The organism is Streptomyces sp. NPDC031497, from assembly GCF_055580905.1.
Genome location: NZ_JBVIKO010000013.1, coordinates 189,263 through 209,036 on the forward strand (window position 1 = coordinate 189,263; position 19,774 = coordinate 209,036).

Genomic DNA, 19,774 nt, shown 5'->3' on the forward strand with positions numbered 1-19,774 from the left:
CGCCGAGGAAAAACCCCGCCATGACTGCTACGCGCGTAGACGCCGATGTGATCCGCCGCCTCCCCAAGGCCGTCCTGCACGACCACCTCGACGGCGGCCTGCGCCCCGCCACCCTCGTCGAGCTCGCGGCCGAGGTCGGTCACACCCTGCCCACCACCGACCCGGACGAGCTGGCCGCCTGGTACGTCGAGGCCGCCAACTCCGGTGACCTGGTGCGGTACATAGCCACCTTCGAGCACACGCTCGCCGTCCTGCAGACCAAGGAGGGGCTGCGGCGCGTCGCCGAGGAGTACGTCCTCGACCTCGCCGCCGACGGTGTGGTGTACGGGGAGGTGCGCTACGCCCCGGAGCTGAACGTCAAGGGCGGGCTCACCCTCAACGAGGTCGTGGAGAGCGTGCAGGAGGGGCTCGCCGCCGGTATGGCGAAGGCCGCCGCCGCCGGCACGCCGGTCCGCGTCGGTACCCTGCTCTGCGGCATGCGGATGTTCGACCGGGTCGGCGAGGCCGCCGAGCTGGCCGTCGCCTACCGGGACGCCGGTGTCGTCGGCTTCGACATCGCCGGTGCCGAGGACGGCTTCCCGCCCGCCGACCACCTCGCCGCCTTCGAGCACCTGCGCCGCGAGAGCGTGCCCTTCACCATCCACGCCGGTGAGGCGCACGGCCTGCCCAGCATCCACCAGGCGGTCCAGGTGTGCGGCGCCCAGCGCATCGGGCACGGTGTGCGGATCACCGAGGACATCGCCGGTGACAAGCTCGGCCGGCTCGCGAGCTGGGTGCGCGACCGCCGGATCGCCCTGGAGATGTGCCCCACCTCCAACCTCCAGACCGGCTGCGCCACCTCGATCGCCGAGCACCCGATCACCGCGCTGAAGGAGCTGGGCTTCCGGGTCACCCTCAACACCGACAACCGTCTGGTGTCCGGTACGACGATGACCCGGGAGATGTCCCTGCTGGTCGAGGAGGCCGGCTGGACGGCCGAGGACCTGCGCACGGTCACGGTGAACGCCCTGAAGAGCGCCTTCATCCCGTTCGACGAGCGCAGGGCCCTCATCGAGGACGTCGTCCTGCCGGGTTACGCCTCCGTGCTCTGAAGCAGCCCCCGCAGATAGGCGGCCTGTCCGACGTGCTGGAGATCGTCGGACAGGACGCTCACCAGCCGTACGCCCAGCGTGACCGGCGGATCGAAGCGGGTGTCCACGATCCGTTCGAGGTCCTTGGCGGGGAGCTCGCGCAGCACCCCCAGGGTCTGCTCGTGCACCGCGTCGTAGTAGCCGGTCAGCAGGTCGCCGGAGTCCACCGTGACCTTCGCGACCTTGGCGGGGGTGTGGCCGTACCCGTGGTCACGGGGCGGCAGGTCGAGGCCGAAACGCTTCTCCCAGCCCTGGGTCAGCCACACCTGGTCGAGGTCGAAGGCGTCGGCGACATGGTCGTCCTGGATCCGGGTGAGGTGCCAGACCAGCCAGCTGATGGAGTTGGCGCCGGCGGCCGGGGGCCTGTTGAGCAGGCCGGGGTCGAGGCCGTCGAGGGCGGCGTGGACTTCTTCCTGGATGCGGCCGAAGCCGTCGATGAGGATGTCCCTTGCATGCATGCGACCACGATCGCCCATCACGGCTCGTCATGCGTCCGGAATCCAGCTTCCGTGGAATCCCAGCGGTACCCGGCCCGGCAGATGGACCCGGGCCAGCGGCTCGCCGGTGAAGTCCTGCGCGGCGAGGATCAGCAGGTCGGCGGCGCCGCGGTCGGGGTTGTGGACGTAGGCGAGCGTGAAACCGTCGTCCTCCTGGGCCGCGCGTTCGCCCGGCACGAACACCGCCTCGCCCGCCGCCGCGCCCCTCGGCAGCCGGTGCACCTGGGCCGTGCCGCGCGCGAGGTCGTGCTTGAGGAGGGCGTTGGAGAAGGCGTGGTCCGGCGGATTGCCGTCCCCGGCGAGGTAGGCCAGTGACATCTCGGCGGCCGCCGCCGAGTAGCCGTAGCGGTGCCGGCGGGAGACCAGCTCCTCGTTGACGCGCGGGAACTCCTGCGGCCGGTCGTCCAGGGTCCGCCCGCGGACCCGGCCGTGGCGCAGGTCGACCGTCCAGCGTTCGAGCTTCGCGGTGCCCACCGCGTGCGGTCCGTCCGTGAACGTCCCGGCCACGTCGAACGGCGCCGGATACGTCGTCAGGTCGATCACCACGGACTCGCCCTCGTCGTACGCGTTGAGGGTGTGCGAGTAGAACACCGGGTCGACACCGAACCAGCGGACCGCGCCCCCGGACCGGGGCATCACCCCCACCCGGGCCGGGTGCTCCCGGTTCCAGACGTACGGCACCAGGGCGCCGGCCTCGGCGGCCGACGGATCGAAGGTGACGGGGATGTCGAAGAGGACCACATGCTTCTCGGTGAGCGCGAAGTCGTGCATCATCGGCGCGTCCCGTACCGGGATCCGGGTGGTGCGCGCGACCCGGCCGGTGGGGTCCACGACCAGATGCCGGACGTGGTCCCAGGTCGGGTAGTAGCTGACGGCGTGCAGCTCGCCCGCGATCGGGTCGTACTTGGTGTGCGCGGTGAACGCGCCCTCCAGCGTGCCCCGGAAGTCGTAGGCGCCCACCGTGTTGAGCTCGCCGTCCAGCTCGTACGGCAGCGGGCCGCTCTCCTGGAGCGCGAGGATCCGCCCCCGGTAGGGGATCACATGCGTGTTGCAGGCGAAGTCGTCCGGCGGGACCGGGCCCGGGTAGGACTCGCCGAGCTTCGCGGCCACCTGGGAGGAGCGCACCCAGCGGTTGCGGTACCACTCGGCGCGTCCGTCGCGCAGCCGTACGCCGTGCACCATGCCGTCGCCGAGCATCCAGTGGTGGGCGCGCGGGTCCTCCAGGCCCAGCACGTTCGGGCCGTTGCGTAGGAAGCGGCCGTTGAGCTCGCGTGGGATGCGGCCGGTGACCGGCAGGTCGAAGGCCGTGAGTTCCTCGGTGACCGGGGCGAACGCGCCCTGGAGGAACGGATACCGGTGATCGGCCGAGTCCGTGGCCGGACGTGCCGCCGCCGTCGCGGCTCCTGTCGTACCGGCCAGCGCGGTGGCCGCCGCGAGTCCCGCCGCGCCGCGCAGCACCGTACGCCGTGTGTGTTCCGCCATGTCCCCTGCTCCCCGTCGTCGTTGTGACGCTCATGAGTCTGCGCCGACGGGAGGCCGAGGTCAGGAGGGGTGGGTCCCCTCCAGGGGTGTTGCCAGGCCCCCTGTTTCGAGGAGGGTGATCAGCGCCCGGGCCGCCGGGCTGGTGGCCGTCTCGGGCGGCAGCAGGGCGACCGTCTCGTAGGCGTCCTCGTCCGTGTCCTTGAGTTCGAGCGCGGTGAGCGAGGGCCGCTTGTGCCGGAAGTGCCGGGGTACGACGGCGATGCCGAGGTTCTCGTCGACCAGGTCGAGAAGGCTGTGCACGTCGTTGACCTCCAGCGCGACCGTGCGCCGTACGCCCGCGGCGGCGAAGGCCGAGTCGGTCGTGCGACGCGGGCCCCAGTCGGGGTGGAAGTCCACGAACACCTCCCCGTCGAGGTCGGCCGGGACCACCGCCGCGCCGGCCGTCGCCAGCCGGTGGCTGGGATGGCACAGCACGGTCATCGGCTCGCCGGTCAGGGCCACCGAGCGCAGCTGGTCGGTGTCGTCCTGGGTGCGGTAGGCGAAGGCCAGGTCCAGCCGGCCCGCCGCCACCTCCTCGGCGAGCGCGCCCGAACCGGCCTGCCGCAGCCGGATCTCCACGTCCGGGTGCCGGCGCCGGAAGGCGGCGAGGAGCCCCGCCACGTGCACCCCGGCGATGCACTGCTCGGTGCCCAGCGCCAGCGTCCCGCGCAGCACGCCCTGCACGGCGGCCACCGCCTCGTGCGCCGACCGCACCTGCGCCAGGATGCGCTCCGCCTCGGTGAGCAGCGCGCGGCCCGCCTCGGTGAGCGTCACCCGGCGGGTGGTCCGCACGAACAGGGGCGCCCGCAGTTCCCGCTCCAGGGCCCGGATCGAGGCGGACAGGCCCGACTGGGACACCAGCAGCCGTTCCGCGGCCCGGGTGAAGTGCTGGTCCTCGGCGACGGCGACGAAGTGCTGGAGGTGGCGCAGTTCCATGACTGAGAAGCCTAACCGCACAATTCCATCGGATTCTTCTGTTGGACCACTGCCCGCGGCTCGGGAAAGGTGGCACAGGTAGACCGTGTGCCAACCCCTCTGGAGTCGCGTTGTACACCGCACACCCCGACCGCTACGCCGACATGCCGTACCGCCGCAGCGGCCGCAGCGGTCTGAAGCTTCCCGCGCTGTCGCTCGGCCTGTGGCACAACTTCGGGCCCGACCGGCCCGTGACGACCCAGCGCGCCATCCTGCGCCGCGCCTTCGACCTCGGCGTCACCCACTTCGACCTGGCCAACAACTACGGTCCGCCGCCCGGCGCCGCCGAGTCCGCGTTCGGTGAGGCGCTGAAGGCGGACTTCGCCTCCTACCGTGACGAGCTGGTCATCTCCACCAAGGCCGGCTACCTGATGTGGCCCGGCCCCTACGGCGAGTGGGGTTCGCGCAAGTACGTGCTGTCGTCGCTGGACCAGTCCCTGAGCCGGATGGGCCTGGACTACGTCGACATCTTCTACTCGCACCGCCCGGACCCGGAGACTCCCCTGGAGGAGACGATGGGTGCCCTGCACTCCGCGGTACAGCAGGGCAAGGCGCTCTACGTCGGCCTCTCCAACTACTCGGCGGAGCAGACCCGCGAGGCGGCCCGCATCCTCGGCGAGCTGGGCACCCCGCTCCTCATCCACCAGCCGCGCTACTCGATGCTGGACCGCCGCCCGGAGACCGAGGGCGTCCTGGACGCCCTCGACGAGCTCCAGGTCGGCTCCATCGTCTTCTCCCCGCTGGAGCAGGGCCTGCTCACCGGCCGCTACCTGGACGGCATCCCGGAGGGCTCCCGGGCCGCGAGCGACAGCCCGTTCCTGAACTCGGACGCGGTCACCGAGGACCTGGTCGCCCAGTTGCGCGCCCTCGACGAGGTCGCCAAGGGCCGCGGCCAGACCCTCGCCCAGCTCGCCCTGTCCTGGGTGCTGCGCGGCGGCCGGGTGACCTCCGCGCTGATCGGCGCGAGCAGCCCGCAGCAGGTCGAGGACTGCGTCGGCGCCATCGGCAACCTGGACTTCGACGCCGAGGAACTGGCCCGTATCGACGCGATCGTCAAGCGGTGAGCGACGCCGTCGTCAACCGGTGACGCGCTCGGTGAGGCGGACGCGCACCGCGTCCCCCTCACCTTTGCCGATCGCCGCGCGGACCTCGGCCTTCACGGGCAGCTTGTGGGTGCCGTCGCCCAGGGCCATGAAGGAACTCCGGAACGGATGCCCGTCCACCGTCCCGCGCACCTTCACGAGCCCCCGGGTGCCGAAGAACTCCGCTGACCCGGGCCACACCACGTAGGTCCAGCCGCCCTTCTCCGGGCTCCTGCGCAGGACGGCGGTGAACTCCACGTCCAGTCGTGCGGTCGTGCTCATGGCGGTCCTCCGCTCGCGGTGGTCTCTCCTGCACAGGAGACCGCCGCGAGCGCGGGAACTCATCGTGGACGCCGGCTCAGGCCCCGGTGGGCACCCGGTCCAGGAAACCCAGCACCTGCCGGATCCGGCCGTCCTCACTGAGCGTGACCACGTCAAAACCGGCCACCGGTGCGGTGCCGTCGGACTCGTTCACCAGCTCCCAGCCGAAGCGCGCGGTGTCGTGGTGGCCGTCGACAGCCCCGAGCGGACGGAACACGAAACCCGGGAACTGCTCGTGCGCCGCCGCGATCACGGCCGTGATCTGGGCGTGCCCGGAGACCGCGGCGAGCGGGTCGGTGTAGGTGCCCTCCGGGGCCCAGGCCTCGGCGACCGCCTTGCCCAGCGCCTCGGGCTCGGTGGCGTTCCAGGCCTCGAAGTAGCGGGCGGCGGCGATCTGGTAACGGTCGGTGTTCACGGACATGGCGAATCAGCCTCCATCGAAGGTGTCACTGCTGGTCAGAGGGTGGATCGCGGCTTGCGGCGATCCGTTGACACCACCATGCCCGGATCCGCGTGACGGGTCGATTACCCCTCGGGTAATGAAGGCAGGGCCGTACAGCTGGCGCATTCCGGCCAATTCGGAGGGCGAATATGCCAAGAGACTGGCCGGAAAGGTGTGGTGACAGTGTTTCGAAAGTGAACATACTCAAATGTCAGGAGCACTTCACCGCACAGGAGCCGCACGGAAAACCGGCCGCGACGGCACACCGGCGAGCTACGGGGGAGTGATCGTGCACGACGAATTCCTGTGCCATGTCACGGCATACGGCATCTGCGGCGGGCAGCGCATCGGCGTTCCCCTCGGCACCTACCGTGCGCCGACGCTGGCCCTGGCGCTGTGGTGGTTACGGGACCGGGCCTCGTGGATCGCGGATCGGCTGGACCCCTTACCCGAGAACCCCAGATATCCGCAGGGGGCCCTCGTCCCGGTGGGGGCCACCGTCTCGGATGTGCCCGGCCTGCTCCGCGTCTGGTGTGCCGACGTGGTCCGGCAGGAACTCGTCGCCGACGAACTGGCCGGCGGACGGCTGGTGCGGATCGCCGTCCAGGACGACACCACCGAGTACGAACTGCTGGCCGAGTCCGTCGACGCCCTCCGTATGCAGCGCACCGTCCCCGCCCTCGTCGTCCCCGTGGCCTGACACGTGACAGCCGCCGGGCCGGGCGGCCATAGCCGGCCAGTCGTGGTCGGGCAGTCGTAGGGCAGTCGTAGTCGGGTCGCCACAGTCGGGCGTATAAGCTGACAAATCTGTAGAATTTTGGCCATGGCGGAGCGGCCGGTCACCTCGGCGGCGCCCGAACTCGTCCTGGAGACCGACACGGGATCCACGGTGATGAGCCCGGGCCGCGACTACCACGTCGGGCGTGACCCGTACAGCGACATCGTCATCGACGACTCCCGGGTCTCCTGGCACCACGCGGTGCTGCGGCCCGTGGACGGCCACTGGACCCTAGAGGACGAGCAGAGCACCAACGGCACCTACGCCGACGGCCGCCGCATCCGGGAAGGGGAAGTGGGCCCCGGTACGGTCATCCGCTTCGGCAGCCCCGCAGACGGGCCGAGCGCCGTCCTCGTCGGCCGCCCGCCGCCCGCCACGGACCGCCCCTCCTCCGTCTCGATGCCCAGCCGCACCGGCACCTTCCGGCAGCCGTCCTCGGTACGACGGCTGCACGCCCGCACCATCCGCATCGGCCGCGCCACCGACAACGACGTCGTCGTCGACGACCTGGTCGTCTCCCGTCACCACGCCGAACTCCGCGCCCACCCCGACGGCAGCTACGAGATCGTCGACCTCGACAGCCACAACGGCACCTACCTCAACGGCCGCGCCGTCATCCGCGCCCCGCTCGGCCCCCGGGACGTCGTCGGCATCGGCCACTCGGCGTTCTGCCTGGTCGACGGCCAGCTGCAGGAGTACGTCGACACCGGCGAGGTCTCCCTCGACGTCCAGGAACTCACCGTCGCCGTCGACCGTGGCCGCAAGATCCTGCTCGACCACGTCTCCTTCCCGGTCGGCGAGAAGTGCCTGCTCGCCGTGGTCGGGCCGAGCGGCGCCGGCAAGTCCACCCTGCTCGGCGCCCTCACCGGACAGCGCCCCGCCGAGCACGGCACCGTCCTCTACGACGGCCGCGACCTCTACCGCGACTACGCCGAGCTGCGCCAGCGCATCGGCCTGGTCCCGCAGGACGACATCCTGCACGTCCAGCTGACCGTGCGCAGCGCCCTCACCTACGCCGCCGAACTGCGCTTCCCCGAGGACACCGCGAAGACCGAGCGACGGGAACGGGTCGAGGAGGTCATCCGGGAACTCGGCCTCGAACAGCGCGCCGAGCAGCCCGTGCACAGCCTCTCCGGCGGGCAGCGCAAGCGGGTCAGCGTCGCCCTGGAGCTGCTGACCAAGCCCTCCCTGCTCTTCCTCGACGAGCCGACCAGCGGACTCGACCCGGGCATGGACCGCTCGGTGATGAACATGCTGCGCGGCCTCGCCGACGACGGCCGCACCGTCATCGTCGTCACCCACAGCGTGCTCAGCCTCGACGCCTGCGACCGCCTCCTGGTCCTTGCCCCGGGCGGGCGGACCGCCTACTTCGGCCCGCCGGGCGACGCCCTCGGCTTCTTCGGCTTCGACGAGTGGCCCGAGGCCTTCGAGGCGTTCGAGCGGGACACCGGCCGGGACTGGGCGGGGGAGTTCCGCGGCTCGTCGTACCACCGGAAGTACATCGTGAACTCCAGCGCGCAGCCCGTCGTGCCGCGCAGCGGCCCGGTGACCGCGCCCCCGCCGCCGCGCCCGCGCAGCTGGGGCGCCCAGTTCTCGACCCTGGTGCGCCGCTACACCGCCGCCCTCCTCGCCGACCGGACGTTCCTCGCCATCATGATCGGGCTGCCGTTCGTCATGGGCGCGATGGCCCGGGCCGTCGCCGGCAACAAGCTCACCTTCGACACCGCGACGAACGCGCTGCTCACCCTGTGCGTGGGCGGGGTGCTGACCGGCGCCGCCAACGCCGTGCGCGAACTGGTCAAGGAACGTGTCATCTACCAGCGCGAGAGAGCCGTCGGCCTGCCCAGATCGGCGTACGTGATGTCGAAGGTCGTCGTCCTCGGCACCATCACCGTGCTCCAGGCGATCGTGCTCACCCAGGTGGGCCTGGCCGGCGTCGACCTCAACGCGCCCGGCGGCGAAGGGGTGTTGATGCCACCCCTGCTGGAGATCACCGTCGCCGTGGCCGTGCTCTCGTTCACCGCGATGATGCTCGGCCTGCTGATCTCCGCCCTGGTCCGCAAGGAGGAGGTGACGATGCCGCTGCTGGTGCTGCTCACCGTCGTCCAGGTCGTCTTCTGCGGAACCCTGCTGAAACTGGACGGCGTGCCCGGTCTCGAACAGCTCGCCTGGCTGGTGCCCTCGCGATGGGCGCTCGGTGCCATGGCCGGCACCGTCGAACTGCACCGGATCGTGCCGGGCAAGCTCACCGCCGACCCGTTCTTCCGGCACTCGGCGGGCGTCTGGCTGCGCAACATGGTCATGCTGGTGGTGCTGTCCGCCGTCTTCGGCTGTCTCCTCTCCCGGCTGCTGCGCCGGCACGAACCCGCCGTGATGCGGAAGTAGGCGACACGATGACCACGAGCCCAGGGTTCCGGCCCACTCACGTCGTCCCGGCCGACGGCATGCCCGCCTGGGAGTCACCCGACCCCGCCCGGCCGACCGTGCCCCTGGACCCGCTGCTTCCGGTGCAGCTCGTGGAGCGGCGCGGCGACTGGGCCCACATCAGCTGCGCCAACGGCTGGGCGGCCTGGGTCGACGGCCGCTACCTCGTCGCCGTACCCCGTGACCCGCCCCTGACCGGCGGCCCGTCCGCCGACGCCACCGACCCGCGCCCCCTGCTGGCCCGCGCCGCGCAGGCCCTCGCCGACTACCGGGACGCCGTCGAGGACCTGGCCGGCGGCGGCCTCGACGGCGAGACCTTCCGGGGCCGTACCCACGGCCTGCGCATCGGGCTGGTGGTCGACGGGGAGTCCATGTGGCTGTACGACCCGGCCGAGGGGTGCTGGCTCTACGGCGACGGGCGGCGGCTGTCGACCTACCTCACCGACCGGGACGTCACTGACGGGGACTTCACCGACCGGCACCTCACCGACCGGGCTGAGCCGGGCGGCGATGGTCCCCGTCACTACCCGACCCGGGTGGTCACCCCGGAAGGTGACCGCGGGCGGTAGGTCTCAGGGCCTCTCGGCCGCCACCTCGCCCCGCCGGCGTACCGGGCCGGCCAGCAGCGCGCCCAGGTACCCGGCGACCAGACCCCACAGGGCGCCCAGACCCACCGCCGACCACAGCTGCGGCCTCAGCAGCAGCTCGCCGGAGAGATTGCCGCCCAGGTCGCCGATGCCGAGCAGGGAGAGACCGTAATGGGCGGAGATCCGGCCGGTGAGGCAGAGCGTCAGCATCGTCAGCGCGAGCGCGATCGCCAGATGCAGGGCGTGCCGCCAGGCGGGGACCCGGGCCGGTGAGCGCACCGCCATCAGGAACGCGGCCGCCAGCAGCAGCACCGCGGCCATCCACACCAGCCACCACCACCGGCTGTCGTGGGCGGTGATCGTACGAATGTTCAGGGTCGAGACGTCCGGGGTGCGCAGCACCTCGGCGAGGACGTGCGGCACCGGCAGCCCGAACGGCCCGTCCACCCGGCCCCGCCAGGTGGCGCCGAGACCGAGCGTGAGCGCCAGCCACGCCAGGTTGGGCAGCCCGAGCAGAATCACCGCGAGGGTCTCCTTGGCGTGCCCGCGCGTCACCATCGCGACCAGCGCGGCCACCAGGGCCAGCGCGACGTACGCCAGCACGAGCGCGACCATCGCGAACGCCGCGGGGCGCACCGACGCCTGGAAGCGCAGCAGCCGCCCCGGCAGCGGCGCCCCGCGCGACACCAGCAGCGCCAGCAGCAGGATCCCGGCCAGCCACAGCAGCCCGAACACGACGCTGAGCGGCACGTCCGTCGTGAAGCCCACCTTCGGGGAGGCGTCCAGCAGATCGGTGAGGCCACTGAGCGTGCCGTTGCCCACGTTCACGGCGAAGGTGTGCCGGGCGCCGAGCGCGAGCCCGATCAGCGCGAGCAGCCACAGCACCGCGATCCGCGCCGCCCAGCCGGCCAGTTCCCGGGCGCCGGCCACCGCCCGGTGCCGCAGTGGCCGCAGGAAGCCCCCGGCGACGACCAGCGCCCCGACCAGCGTGACCGACAGCGGTACGACGGTCAGCCCGGCGTTCGTCCGGGCCAGGTCGCCCGCGTCGCCCGACAGCTCGACGGTGCCGCCGACAGCCGTCACCACGGTCGCGAGCACCACCGGGAGAAACGCGCCGCTCGGCAGGTCCGCAGCACCCGCCGCCCACAGCCCCGCGGCGGCGACCACCGCCATGGCGACCAGCACGGCCAGTACCACGGCCAGGGCAGGCGGCCAGCCGTGCCGGGCGACGGGCCGGCCGGCGGGCGCGGCCACCGGCCGCGCGGAGGCGATTCGGGGGCTCACGCTGTCACGCTAAGCAACACCTTGTCGCTCCGCCTGCCGGGTGAGCCGTCCGCGTCGGCTTGCGGACGGTTCGGGTCCGGCGCACATTGGGCTCGTTGTGCATCAAATGAAGCATTTTTCGCAAAAGCCGTTTGCCGTGAATGCCGTCCCTCACAACGGGGAGATGAGCGTGAGCATCGGACCGCCGTCATCCGGCCGCCCCACAGGACCGCCCTCCGGCCCGCTGTCCGGGCCCTCCGGCCCGCCTCCCGGTCCGCCCTCGCAGCCGCCCGGCGGCGGAGGAGGCGGCGGCAGCCAGGGCGGACAGCCGCACCAGCCGTGGTGGAGGTCAGCGCCCCGGATCGCGATGCTCACCACCGCCGTCGTGGTCGCCGCGGTCCTGGCCGTGGTCTTCACCCGTCCGGGTGGCGGCTCAGGCTCAGGGAAGGGCGGCGAGGTCTTCCTCCAGGCCGCCAACAGCTCCGGGCAGGACCCGTTCACCGAGTCCAGTGCGACGAAGAGCTCCGTCGCACCGGCATCCTCCGCAGCGGTGGGACCGGCCACCTCGGCCACCTCGGCGACCTCGGCCGCCTCTGCCGGGGCGGCGGTGCCGGCGAACGAGGTGCGCGGGGTGGACGGCGGAGCGCCTGGCCTCTACAGCGGCGCGAAGGGCAGCGGCAGCTGTGACATCGAGAAACAGGTCGGGTACTTCCAGGCCTCGCCGTCGCGCAACAAGGCGTTCGCCGCGCAGGTCGGCGTGCGCCCCTCCGGCGTCCCCGCCTACCTGCGCTCCCTCACCCCCGTACAGCTGCGCGCGGACACCCGGGTCAGCGCCCACGGCTACCGTGACGGCGGCTCGACCACATACCAGTCCGTCCTCCAGACGGGCACCGCCGTCCTGGTCGACGGGCACGGGGTGCCCAGGGTGCGCTGCGCCTGCGGCAACCCGCTGACCCCGCCGGTGGCGCAGAAGAACACCCCGAGGACCACGGGCGCCGCCTGGTCCGGCTACCGGCCCTCGAACGTGGTCGTCGTCGCACCCGCCGTGCGGATCGTCAACGTCTTCGTCCTCTTCGACCACCGGCACGCCGACTGGTTCGGCCGTCACCGGGGTGACCACACCGGGCACCAGGACCGCCCGGCGAAGCCCCCGGCCGATCCGAACCCCATGAACCCGCCGGTCCACCACGGCTGCCCGCCCACCTCCGGCAGGACCGGGAGCCCCGGCGCCACGCCGTGCCCGCCGACCTCCACCGGCCCGTCGGGGCCGTCCAGCCCCGGCACCGCCTCGAAGTCCCCGTCGTCGAACTCGCCGTCCTCGTCCGAGTCGCCGTCCTCGAAGCCGCCCTCGTCCGAGTCGTCGTCGTCGAAGCCGCCCTCGTCGGAACCTCCGAAGTCCGCGTCGCCGACGTCCGCATCCCCGAAGACCGAACCGCCGACATCTGAATCCCCGAAGTCTGAATCCCCGAAGTCTGAATCCCCGAAGTCTGAATCCCCGAAGACCGAATCCCCGAAGACCGAATCTCCCCGGACGGAGTCGCCCAAGACGGAGTCCCCCCGGTCCGAGGCGCCCAAGTCCGAGGCGCCGAAGACTGAATCGCCCAGGACCGAAGCCCCGAAGTCCGAAGCGCCGGCGCCGGAATCGCCCAGGTCAGCGGCCCCGCCCTCCCCGGCGTCGCCCGGCCCCGAGTCCGCGGTGTCCTCCGCGGCCCCGGTGTCCCCGCAGGTCCCGCCCAGCTCGGCTCCCCCCGCGCCCCAGGAGCCCGAAAGCCCCGGTTCCCCGGCGCTGTGACCAGCGCGACGCCTTTTCTGCGCGGTCGGCGAACACCCTGGGGACTGCCGGACGACACTCGGGGTACGAGCATGGTTGCAACAGCGACCGGGCCGTGACCGGCTTCCTGGAGAGACACGCATGATCGAACACCTGGGCGGGGCAGTGATACCGACTGGCTTCGACGTACCCGTGGAGCCGCTGCGGCGGACAGCGCACTACACCGGTGAACCGGGCTGCATCGCCGAGGCGCGGGACTTCGCGGCACGTTTCCTGGAGCAGCTGAGGACCGAGTGGTGCGCCACGATCGACCCTCGGGCCGACGGTGAGCTGCTCCTGGTGGTGAGCGAGCTGATCACCAACGCGGACCGGCACAGCAACGGCCCGTACATCCTCGAACTGGAGGGTACGGACAGCGCGGTCCTGGTCTCCGTGTACGACAGCAGTGCCGCCCTGCCCCGGCGCTTTCCCCGGGATCCCGAGCGGGTCGGCCGGCACGGCCTGGAGATCGTGCACGCCCTGGCCGCCGAGGTCACCGCCGAGCGGGTGCCGGTCGGCAAGCGGGTCCGCGCGCTGGTACCCCTCGCGCACTGAACGCGTACCGAACCTCTGGCACTGGACGCGCACCGCACACGGATGCCGGACATCGGGTCACCCGGACACGGGATCACCACGGGCGCCGCCCCCACGCGCCGGTGTGGGGGCAGCGCCCGTGAGTCCCGCCGTCAGGCGCAGCCGAGCTCGCCCAGCATCCCCTGACGCAGGCGCGCGATGATCCGCTTGATGAGGCGGGAGACATGCATCTGGGAGCAGCCGAGCCGCTCGCCGATCTCCGCCTGCGTGGCCTCCTCCACGAACCGCAGATGGATGATCTCCCGGTCCCGTTCGCTCAGCTCGGCCATGAGCGGAGCCAGCGACTGGAAGTCCTCGACGAGCCGGAGCCCGTCCTCCTCGACGCCGATGAAGTCCGCGAGCACGGACTCGCCGTCCTCGGGGCCGTCCCCGGTGAGCGCGGCGTCCAGGGAGGAGGAGTTGTAGCCGTTGGAGGCCAGCTGGCCCTCGACCACCTCGTCCTCGGACAGGTTCATCAGCGTGGCGAGCTCGGCGACCGTCGGGTCCCGGTCGAGGCGGCTGGAGAGTTCCTCGCGCGCCTTGGCCAGCTCGACCCGCAGCTCCTGGAGCCGGCGCGGGACATGCACGGCCCAGGTGGTGTCCCGGAAGAACCGCTTGATCTCGCCCACGATGTACGGCAGCGCGAAGGAGGTGAACTCGACCTCGCGCGACAGCTCGAACCGGTCGATGGCCTTGATCAGGCCGATCATCCCGGTCTGGACGATGTCCTCCATGTCGTCGCCGCGGTTGCGGAACCGTCCGGCCGCGAACCGCACCAGCGACATGTTCATCTCGATGAGCGTGTTGCGGGCGTACTGGAACTCCGGTGTGCCCTCCTCCAGCTCACCGAGCCGTTGGAAGAACTGGCGGGACAGCGCCCGTGCGTCACGTGGGGCGACCGTCTTCGGGTCCTCGATTCCGGGCAGTTCCCCCTCCGTCATGCACTCCTCGGCGGACTGCGCGGTGTTCACTGCTTCCGACCGGATCCCGGCGGTAGTCATTACCTCTCCCCACGAACGTCACGGTTCAGCTCGGCCGCTTCGGCCTGTGTCGTGCCGGCCCTGCCCAGTTCCTCACCCTGGCCCGGGTACCCGGTATCGGACATCCCATGCGTGCTTGACGGACGGGTACCCGGGGTGACGCGCCGCATGCGCACCGTTCACGGGGTGGCGGAAAACAGCCGGTGACGGTCGGCGGAGAGCTGATCACACTCCGACGCGTACGGCCGTGATCAGCTCGTGCCAGTACCGCTTGGTGACCGTACCGCCGTACCGCGAGTCGATGAGTTCCCGGATACCGGCCAGCAACCCCTTTCGGGCAGCCTCGGGCAGGGCGCGGTGGTTGGAGTAGGTGAGGAGTACGTCCAGGTAGGCGTCGGTCGTGTAGGTGATCTCCTGGGCGTGGCCGTGCATGGTGACGTCCGTGAAGTAGGGGGAGCCGGTGAACTCGGCCGTGTCGGTGGCGATCTCCGACTCGTGGGTCAGCCGCAGTCCCGGCGGTGTGGCCGGGTCCCAACGCTCGTAGCAGTCCTGGACGTCGGCGAAGAAGTCCTCCGTGCCGCCCGCCACATGGTGGGTGACGACGACGGCGAGCAGTCCGCCGGGGCGCAGCGCTCGGGCCGCCCTGGGTACCCGCACCGCCGGGTCGATCCAGTGGAACGCGGTCGCGCACACCACCGCGTCGAACGGTTCCGGCGGCAGTTCCCACCGCTCGAAGTCCGCGGTCACGACGTCCACCGCGGGGAACGCGGCCAGTTGCCGGCGGGCCACGGCGGCCAGGGACGGGCCCAGCTCCACGGCCGTGATCGCACAGCCGGACCGGGCGAGGTCGACGGTGAGCTGGCCGGTGCCCGGAGCGATCTCCAGCATGCGGACACCCGGGCCGGCGCCCGTGACCCGGCTCAGCTCCTCGATCAGGGCAGGGGGATAGCCGGGCCGTGCGCGCTGGTACCGCTCCGCGTCCTGGTCGAAGGTGTCCCGCAGTTCCGGCCCCGTTCCCATGAACTCCAGCGCTTCCATGCAGGGAGAATGCCGATCCCCTGCCACGGGGTGCCACTGCTTTTAGGCTGTGGGGGTGAGCAGCCAACCGCCGAACGACGCCCGTGTCATCCCCCTGCGCCCGCAGAAGCCGGCCCCGAAGCCCAGGGAACCCCTCTGGCGCGACCTGGTCGGAGACGTCCTGCGGCGGGAGCGGCTGGACCAGGAACGCACCCTCAAGGACGTCGCCGAGGCGGCCCGGATCTCCATGCCGTATCTCTCGGAGATCGAGCGCGGCCGCAAGGAGGCCTCCTCCGAGGTCCTCGCGGCCGCCGCCCAGGCCCTCGGCCTCGACCTCGGCGGCCTGCTGTCCCTGGTCCAGTCCGAGTTCGCCCGCAAGACCGCTGTCGGCAGGCCCGTGCCCCGGCCCTACAACGGGCTGTGCCTGGTCGCCTGACAGCCGCTCAGCGCTCGCCCTGTTCCCGCAGCTGCCGGAAGAACGCCCGGACGTCGCCCACCAGCAGGTCCGGCTCCTCCATCGCCGCGAAGTGTCCGCCCCGGTCGAACTCCGTCCAGCGCACGATGTTCTCCGTGCGGTCCGCCTTGTGCCGCAGCGGACGCTGGGGTTCGGCCGGGAACAGGGCGAGGGCGGTCGGTGCAGTCGACCGCTGGGAGGGCGCGGTGGCGCGGGGGCCGACGGCGTGCGCCCGCTCGTAGTAGATGCGGGCGGACGAGGCGGCCGTACCGGTCAGCCAGTACAGCATCACGTTGGTCAGCAGCCGGTCCCGGTCCACCGCCTCCTCCGGCAGTTCTTCGGAGTCCGTCCACTCCCGGAACTTCTCGACGATCCAGGCGAGTTGCCCGACCGGTGAGTCCGTGAGCGCGTATCCGGGGGTGTGCGGGCGGGTGCTCTGCAGGATCGCGTACCCCGTGCTCTCCCGGGACCAGGCGGCCCAGCGGCGCCACGAGTCAAGGGTGTTCGCCTGTTCCTCGGGGTCGAGCGCGGCCAGCTCCTCGGCGGTGGGCTCGGTGGCCTGCTGGGCGCCCGGCAGCAGATTCAGGTGCACGCCGATCACCTGTTCGGGATGGGCGCGCCCCAGCTCACGGGAGATCGCCGCGCCCCAGTCACCGCCCTGCGCACCGAACCGCTGGTAGCCCAGCCGCGCCATCAGCTCGGCCCACGCGTCCGCGACCCGCCCCGCCTCCCAGCCGGGCTCCGCGGTCGGACCGGAGAAACCGAAACCCGGGACGCTCGGCACCACCACATGGAAGGCGTCGGCCGGGTCCCCGCCGTGCGCCGCCGGATCCGTGAGCGGGCCGACCACATCCAGGAACTCCACGATCGAGCCCGGCCAGCCGTGGGTGACGACCAGCGGGGTGGCATCCGGCTCGGGGGAGCGGATGTGGGCGAAGTGCACGTTCGTGCCGTCGATCGTGGTGGTGAACTGCGGCCACGCGTTGAGCTCCGCCTCGGCGGCCCGCCAGTCGTACTCGTGCCGCCAGTAGTCCGCGAGTTCCCGCAGGTACGGCGTCGGTACGCCGTACTCCCAGCCGGCGCCGGGGAGCTCGGCCGGCCAGCGAGTGCGGTCCAGACGGGTGTGGAGGTCTTCGAGGTCGGTCTGGGGGACGGAGATACGGAAGGGAGCGATGTCCGGCGACGAAGAGGTCATGTCGGTGATGCTAGGCGCGGTTGCCCGTCGTCCGCGGCTTGGTGGGGGCCGGTCGCACCCACGCGGCGGAGCCGCATATGCGGCACAGCCCCACGCCCCTGACGGGGCGCGATGACCGATGAGTTTCTCGACGAGCAGGGGTCGGTACACATGACCGCGTTCCCCGCTCCCAGGAGATGTCCATGACCACCGACGGATTCACCACGTGTCTCTGGTTCGACGGCCAGGCCGAGGAGGCCGCCCACCACTACGTGTCCATCTTCAAGAACTCCAGCATCGGGAAGGTCGGCCGCTACAACGAGGCCGGACCGGGGGAGGCGGGCTCCGTGCTGGCCGTCGACTTCACGGCCAACGGTCAGAAGTTCGTCGCCATCAACGGCGGCCCGCAGTTCAAGTTCACCGAGGCGATCTCCTTCCAGATCTACTGCGACGGCCAGGAGGAGGTCGACTACTACTGGGCCAAGCTCACCGAGAACGGCGGCGAGCCCGGTCCGTGCGGCTGGCTCAAGGACAGGTACGGCGTGTCCTGGCAGGTCATCCCGGAGGGGCTGATCGAGATGATCGGCGACGCCGACCCGGAGAAGGCGGCCCGCACCACCCGGGCGATGTACACGATGGGCAAGCTCGACATCGCCGTGCTGAAGAAGGCGTACGCGGGCGCGTGACCCGCACGGCGACGCGGGGGGGTGTCCCCGGACACCGCCCCGCGCCTGCGCCTCGCCGGGTCAGATCCGGTCGGCCACGATCAGCAGGTACTGGAAACTGCCGTTCTTGTACGCGGTGAGGAAGGCGTCCTCGATCCCCGTCACCAGGTGGTCGGCCTGCTTGCGCAGCTCCCAGTACGGGATGGCCGCCTCGGTGAGATCCTCCACATGGACCGGGACCAGCCGGTTGTTCGCCATCGCCCGGAAGTACTCCGACCTCGGGTGGATGTCGCAGATGTAGTGGGCGTTGATCAGGGACACCTCGCGCGAGGCCTGTCCGTAGGCGTTGTTGTAGCAGCCGGTGATCGTGACGTAGCGTCCGCCGCGGCGCAGCAGCCGGGCGTGCTCGGCGAAGAGCAGCTCCAGCTCGACGTACATCGTGGACTCGTTGTTCCAGGAGGCCGCGTACGCGCCGGTCTCGAAGCCGGTGTCCAGCATGTTCCGGTGGTGGTAGCGGACCTTGTCACCGACCTCCCGCTTGCGGGCCATGCCGTTGGCGAAGTCGGCCTGCTTGGCGGAGATGGTGACCCCGTCGGCGTGGCAGCCGTAGCGCAGGTTCGCCACGACGCTGCCACCGCCCCGGCCGCAGCCGGCGTCGAAGACCCGGTCGTTCGGTGTGAGCGCGCCGAGATGCCCGGCGAGCAGCTCGGCCTGGGCGTGTTCCAGGCGGTGCAGCTCGCCGGTGACGCGCTCTTTGCGCAGCTCGGGGTCTGTCTCGTCGAGGACCGACCAGTCTGCCTCGCCGATGCCGTAGTGGTGGTGGTAAAGGTCGTCGATCTTTCCGAGTTCGAGGTTGACCGGGTTCTCCTCGGCGTTCCAGTACTCCGCGACGCTGTTCTGGTACCTGGACTGGGTCGGCACCGGGGCTGACGTGGTGGTCTTCCGAGCGACAGGGGCGGTGGTCAACAGTTGCTCCTCGAAGTGTTTCTGACGGTGGTTCGGATGGGCTGGGTGCTACCAGTAGTCGGGCAGGTGGTAGCGGTTGGTGTTGGTGGAGTGCCACTCGTGGTTGCCCGAGACCCAGGCGGCCAGGCCCTCCGCGTAGCGCGCGACCAGCGGCGAGGTGGCGGCCAGGGCGGCCGACTCCTCCTCGAAGGCCGTCATGATCCGGTTGTGGATGTCGACGGACTTCAGATACGCCGCCTTCAGGCCGCACCGGTCGTTGGCCGCCACCACCTGGGGCAGGTTGAGGTGGTCCGGGTCGCTCGCCAGCTCCTTGGTGAACGAGTACAGGTCGTTGACGATCGTGGTCGCGTTGCAGGCCAGCGCCGTGATCCGCTGGACCTCCGGGCGGGCGTACAGCGGCTCGGGCAGTTCGTAGCCGTCCACCGCGTCGACGATCGACAGACACGGCCGGAAGTTGTTGAACTGCCGCATCACCAGGTACTCCCACACCCGCGGCACGTACCTGGTCTCCATCCACGCGGCCTCGCCCAGGTACCCGAGATGCAGCCGGGCGATGTCGTGCACGAACCGGTCGGTCTGGCTCGGGGTGGCGAACCCGGCGAAGTCCGCGAGGGCGAAGTGGTACGAGCGCAGCGGACCGTCGGCCCGGATGCCCTCACGCCACTCCTCCTCCAGCTCCGGGATGCCGTGGTAGGGGTCGAGCGCCGACTGGGCGATGATCAGCGGGCCGCCGAGCCCGCGCCGGGATCCGCCGCGCCCCTCGTCCTCCTCGCAGTAGCAGGAGTCCACGATGTTCTCGGCGAGCAGCAGCTTGCCGGCGGCGGTGAGCCGGTCCAGGTCGAGACCGCCCGGATGCTGGAGTACGACGGCCCGGCCGAACTGGAAGCCCGAGAAGTCCCCCTTCCATGCCTCGGGGAACAGGTCGAGCTCCCGGGCCCAGGCCTCCAGGCGGCGGTCGAGCTCGGCGGTCTTGGCGGGGTCGGCGGGCACGGCCGGCCGGTAGTGCAGTCCGGGGACCGCCCCGGTGCGCCTGGCCGGGCGCAGACTCCGCGCGATGTTCGGCGGCCCGGGCAGGACGTAGGAGGTGGTGGGTGTGGTCATGATGACTGTGCTCC

Annotated in this window: 19 protein-coding genes and 1 pseudogene; 9 read left to right on the forward strand and 11 right to left on the reverse strand. The window is 71.3% G+C overall.

Annotation, left to right across the window (positions count from 1 at the left end):
• Nucleotides 1-20 precede the first annotated feature (20 nt).
• A complete protein-coding gene (locus ACZ5K7_RS26355) occupies nt 21-1,091 on the forward strand; it encodes an adenosine deaminase (RefSeq protein ID WP_468916805.1) in 1,071 nt (356 codons plus the stop codon).
• Here ACZ5K7_RS26355 and ACZ5K7_RS26360 read toward each other — a convergent pair.
• The 3 genes from ACZ5K7_RS26360 to ACZ5K7_RS26370 are packed head-to-tail and all read right to left on the reverse strand — an operon-like array spanning nt 1,073 to nt 4,084.
• Nucleotides 1,073-1,588, reverse strand: coding sequence for a mycothiol transferase (locus ACZ5K7_RS26360; protein ID WP_468916808.1), 516 nt, complete (start codon nt 1,586-1,588; stop codon nt 1,073-1,075). The genes ACZ5K7_RS26355 and ACZ5K7_RS26360 overlap by 19 nt on opposite strands.
• A 27-nt stretch (nt 1,589-1,615) precedes the next feature.
• On the reverse strand, nt 1,616-3,109 hold the full coding sequence (locus ACZ5K7_RS26365; RefSeq protein WP_468916811.1) for a carotenoid oxygenase family protein: 1,494 nt from the start codon (nt 3,107-3,109) through the stop codon (nt 1,616-1,618).
• A gap of 60 nt (nt 3,110-3,169) precedes the next feature.
• Nucleotides 3,170-4,084 carry a LysR family transcriptional regulator gene (locus ACZ5K7_RS26370; protein ID WP_351707658.1) on the reverse strand — a complete coding sequence of 305 codons (915 nt, stop codon included), beginning with the start codon at nt 4,082-4,084 and terminating at the stop codon, nt 3,170-3,172.
• 110 nt (nt 4,085-4,194) lie between these two features.
• On the opposite strand from ACZ5K7_RS26370, the gene mgrA reads away from it, so the two are divergent.
• Entirely contained in the window at nt 4,195-5,187 is a 993-nt protein-coding gene (gene mgrA / locus ACZ5K7_RS26375; RefSeq protein WP_351707661.1) for an L-glyceraldehyde 3-phosphate reductase, read from the forward strand.
• Between the two features lie 12 nt (nt 5,188-5,199).
• On the opposite strand, the gene ACZ5K7_RS26380 is transcribed toward mgrA, so the two are convergent.
• Nucleotides 5,200-5,487 (reverse strand): DUF1905 domain-containing protein, encoded by a 288-nt coding sequence (locus tag ACZ5K7_RS26380; protein ID WP_351707664.1) that lies wholly within the window; start codon nt 5,485-5,487, stop codon nt 5,200-5,202.
• Between the two features lie 76 nt (nt 5,488-5,563).
• On the reverse strand, nt 5,564-5,947 hold the full coding sequence (locus ACZ5K7_RS26385; protein WP_351707667.1) for a nuclear transport factor 2 family protein: 384 nt from the start codon (nt 5,945-5,947) through the stop codon (nt 5,564-5,566).
• A 310-nt stretch (nt 5,948-6,257) separates the two neighbouring features.
• On the opposite strand from ACZ5K7_RS26385, the gene ACZ5K7_RS26390 reads away from it, so the two are divergent.
• The 3 genes from ACZ5K7_RS26390 to ACZ5K7_RS26400 all read left to right on the forward strand — a co-directional run bounded on the left by ACZ5K7_RS26390 (nt 6,258) and on the right by ACZ5K7_RS26400 (nt 9,739).
• The gene (locus ACZ5K7_RS26390; RefSeq protein ID WP_351707670.1) at nt 6,258-6,668 is read left to right on the forward strand and encodes a hypothetical protein; all 411 of its coding nucleotides are present in this window, start codon (nt 6,258-6,260) and stop codon (nt 6,666-6,668) included.
• A 123-nt stretch (nt 6,669-6,791) separates the two neighbouring features.
• Nucleotides 6,792-9,131, forward strand: a complete 2,340-nt coding sequence (locus ACZ5K7_RS26395; RefSeq protein WP_351707673.1) for an FHA domain-containing protein — start codon at nt 6,792-6,794, stop codon at nt 9,129-9,131.
• An 8-nt stretch (nt 9,132-9,139) separates the two neighbouring features.
• Nucleotides 9,140-9,739 carry a hypothetical protein gene (locus ACZ5K7_RS26400; RefSeq protein WP_468916817.1) on the forward strand — a complete coding sequence of 200 codons (600 nt, stop codon included), beginning with the start codon at nt 9,140-9,142 and terminating at the stop codon, nt 9,737-9,739.
• 3 nt (nt 9,740-9,742) lie between these two features.
• Here ACZ5K7_RS26400 and ACZ5K7_RS26405 read toward each other — a convergent pair whose 3' ends face one another.
• The gene (locus tag ACZ5K7_RS26405; RefSeq protein WP_468916820.1) at nt 9,743-11,041 is read right to left on the reverse strand and encodes a streptophobe family protein; all 1,299 of its coding nucleotides are present in this window, start codon (nt 11,039-11,041) and stop codon (nt 9,743-9,745) included.
• A 169-nt stretch (nt 11,042-11,210) separates the two neighbouring features.
• Here ACZ5K7_RS26405 and ACZ5K7_RS26410 point away from each other — a divergent pair.
• Nucleotides 11,211-12,494: pseudogene (locus ACZ5K7_RS26410) on the forward strand (DUF6777 domain-containing protein); the annotation flags it as partial.
• 438 nt (nt 12,495-12,932) lie between these two features.
• Nucleotides 12,933-13,385 (forward strand): ATP-binding protein, encoded by a 453-nt coding sequence (locus tag ACZ5K7_RS26415; protein WP_351707684.1) that lies wholly within the window; start codon nt 12,933-12,935, stop codon nt 13,383-13,385.
• 131 nt (nt 13,386-13,516) lie between these two features.
• Here ACZ5K7_RS26415 and ACZ5K7_RS26420 read toward each other — a convergent pair whose 3' ends face one another.
• Nucleotides 13,517-14,404 carry an RNA polymerase sigma factor SigF gene (locus ACZ5K7_RS26420; RefSeq protein ID WP_450973486.1) on the reverse strand — a complete coding sequence of 296 codons (888 nt, stop codon included), beginning with the start codon at nt 14,402-14,404 and terminating at the stop codon, nt 13,517-13,519.
• A gap of 204 nt (nt 14,405-14,608) precedes the next feature.
• Entirely contained in the window at nt 14,609-15,421 is an 813-nt protein-coding gene (locus tag ACZ5K7_RS26425; protein WP_468916824.1) for a class I SAM-dependent methyltransferase, read from the reverse strand.
• Between the two features lie 55 nt (nt 15,422-15,476).
• On the opposite strand from ACZ5K7_RS26425, the gene ACZ5K7_RS26430 reads away from it, so the two are divergent.
• On the forward strand, nt 15,477-15,836 hold the full coding sequence (locus ACZ5K7_RS26430) for a helix-turn-helix domain-containing protein (RefSeq protein ID WP_351707690.1): 360 nt from the start codon (nt 15,477-15,479) through the stop codon (nt 15,834-15,836).
• Nucleotides 15,837-15,843: 7 nt separating this feature from the next.
• Here ACZ5K7_RS26430 and ACZ5K7_RS26435 read toward each other — a convergent pair whose 3' ends face one another.
• Nucleotides 15,844-17,049, reverse strand: coding sequence for an epoxide hydrolase family protein (locus ACZ5K7_RS26435; RefSeq protein WP_468916827.1), 1,206 nt, complete (start codon nt 17,047-17,049; stop codon nt 15,844-15,846).
• A gap of 182 nt (nt 17,050-17,231) precedes the next feature.
• Between ACZ5K7_RS26435 and ACZ5K7_RS26440 the strand changes: the two genes are divergently transcribed.
• The gene (locus tag ACZ5K7_RS26440; protein ID WP_468916830.1) at nt 17,232-17,714 is read left to right on the forward strand and encodes a VOC family protein; all 483 of its coding nucleotides are present in this window, start codon (nt 17,232-17,234) and stop codon (nt 17,712-17,714) included.
• A gap of 60 nt (nt 17,715-17,774) precedes the next feature.
• Here ACZ5K7_RS26440 and ACZ5K7_RS26445 read toward each other — a convergent pair whose 3' ends face one another.
• Together ACZ5K7_RS26445 and ACZ5K7_RS26450 are read right to left on the reverse strand one after the other, a co-directional pair.
• Entirely contained in the window at nt 17,775-18,659 is an 885-nt protein-coding gene (locus ACZ5K7_RS26445; protein WP_468916832.1) for a geranyl diphosphate 2-C-methyltransferase, read from the reverse strand.
• Between the two features lie 48 nt (nt 18,660-18,707).
• Nucleotides 18,708-19,760, reverse strand: a complete 1,053-nt coding sequence (locus tag ACZ5K7_RS26450; protein ID WP_468916835.1) for a family 2 encapsulin nanocompartment cargo protein terpene cyclase — start codon at nt 19,758-19,760, stop codon at nt 18,708-18,710.
• Nucleotides 19,761-19,774: the final 14 nt, after the last annotated feature.

What these genes read in the sequence shown, in the direction of transcription:
- ACZ5K7_RS26355 (WP_468916805.1), top strand. Translation starts at nt 21, where the DNA reads ATGACTGCTACGCGCGTAGACGCCGATGTGATCCGCCGCCTCCCCAAG.
- ACZ5K7_RS26360 (WP_468916808.1), bottom strand. Translation starts at nt 1,588, where the DNA reads ATGCATGCAAGGGACATCCTCATCGACGGCTTCGGCCGCATCCAGGAA.
- ACZ5K7_RS26365 (WP_468916811.1), bottom strand. Translation starts at nt 3,109, where the DNA reads ATGGCGGAACACACACGGCGTACGGTGCTGCGCGGCGCGGCGGGACTC.
- ACZ5K7_RS26370 (WP_351707658.1), bottom strand. Translation starts at nt 4,084, where the DNA reads ATGGAACTGCGCCACCTCCAGCACTTCGTCGCCGTCGCCGAGGACCAG.
- ACZ5K7_RS26380 (WP_351707664.1), bottom strand. Translation starts at nt 5,487, where the DNA reads ATGAGCACGACCGCACGACTGGACGTGGAGTTCACCGCCGTCCTGCGC.
- ACZ5K7_RS26385 (WP_351707667.1), bottom strand. Translation starts at nt 5,947, where the DNA reads ATGTCCGTGAACACCGACCGTTACCAGATCGCCGCCGCCCGCTACTTC.
- ACZ5K7_RS26395 (WP_351707673.1), top strand. Translation starts at nt 6,792, where the DNA reads ATGGCGGAGCGGCCGGTCACCTCGGCGGCGCCCGAACTCGTCCTGGAG.
- ACZ5K7_RS26400 (WP_468916817.1), top strand. Translation starts at nt 9,140, where the DNA reads ATGACCACGAGCCCAGGGTTCCGGCCCACTCACGTCGTCCCGGCCGAC.
- ACZ5K7_RS26415 (WP_351707684.1), top strand. Translation starts at nt 12,933, where the DNA reads ATGATCGAACACCTGGGCGGGGCAGTGATACCGACTGGCTTCGACGTA.
- ACZ5K7_RS26420 (WP_450973486.1), bottom strand. Translation starts at nt 14,404, where the DNA reads ATGACTACCGCCGGGATCCGGTCGGAAGCAGTGAACACCGCGCAGTCC.
- ACZ5K7_RS26425 (WP_468916824.1), bottom strand. Translation starts at nt 15,421, where the DNA reads ATGGAAGCGCTGGAGTTCATGGGAACGGGGCCGGAACTGCGGGACACC.
- ACZ5K7_RS26435 (WP_468916827.1), bottom strand. Translation starts at nt 17,049, where the DNA reads ATGACCTCTTCGTCGCCGGACATCGCTCCCTTCCGTATCTCCGTCCCC.
- ACZ5K7_RS26440 (WP_468916830.1), top strand. Translation starts at nt 17,232, where the DNA reads ATGACCACCGACGGATTCACCACGTGTCTCTGGTTCGACGGCCAGGCC.
- ACZ5K7_RS26450 (WP_468916835.1), bottom strand. Translation starts at nt 19,760, where the DNA reads ATGACCACACCCACCACCTCCTACGTCCTGCCCGGGCCGCCGAACATC.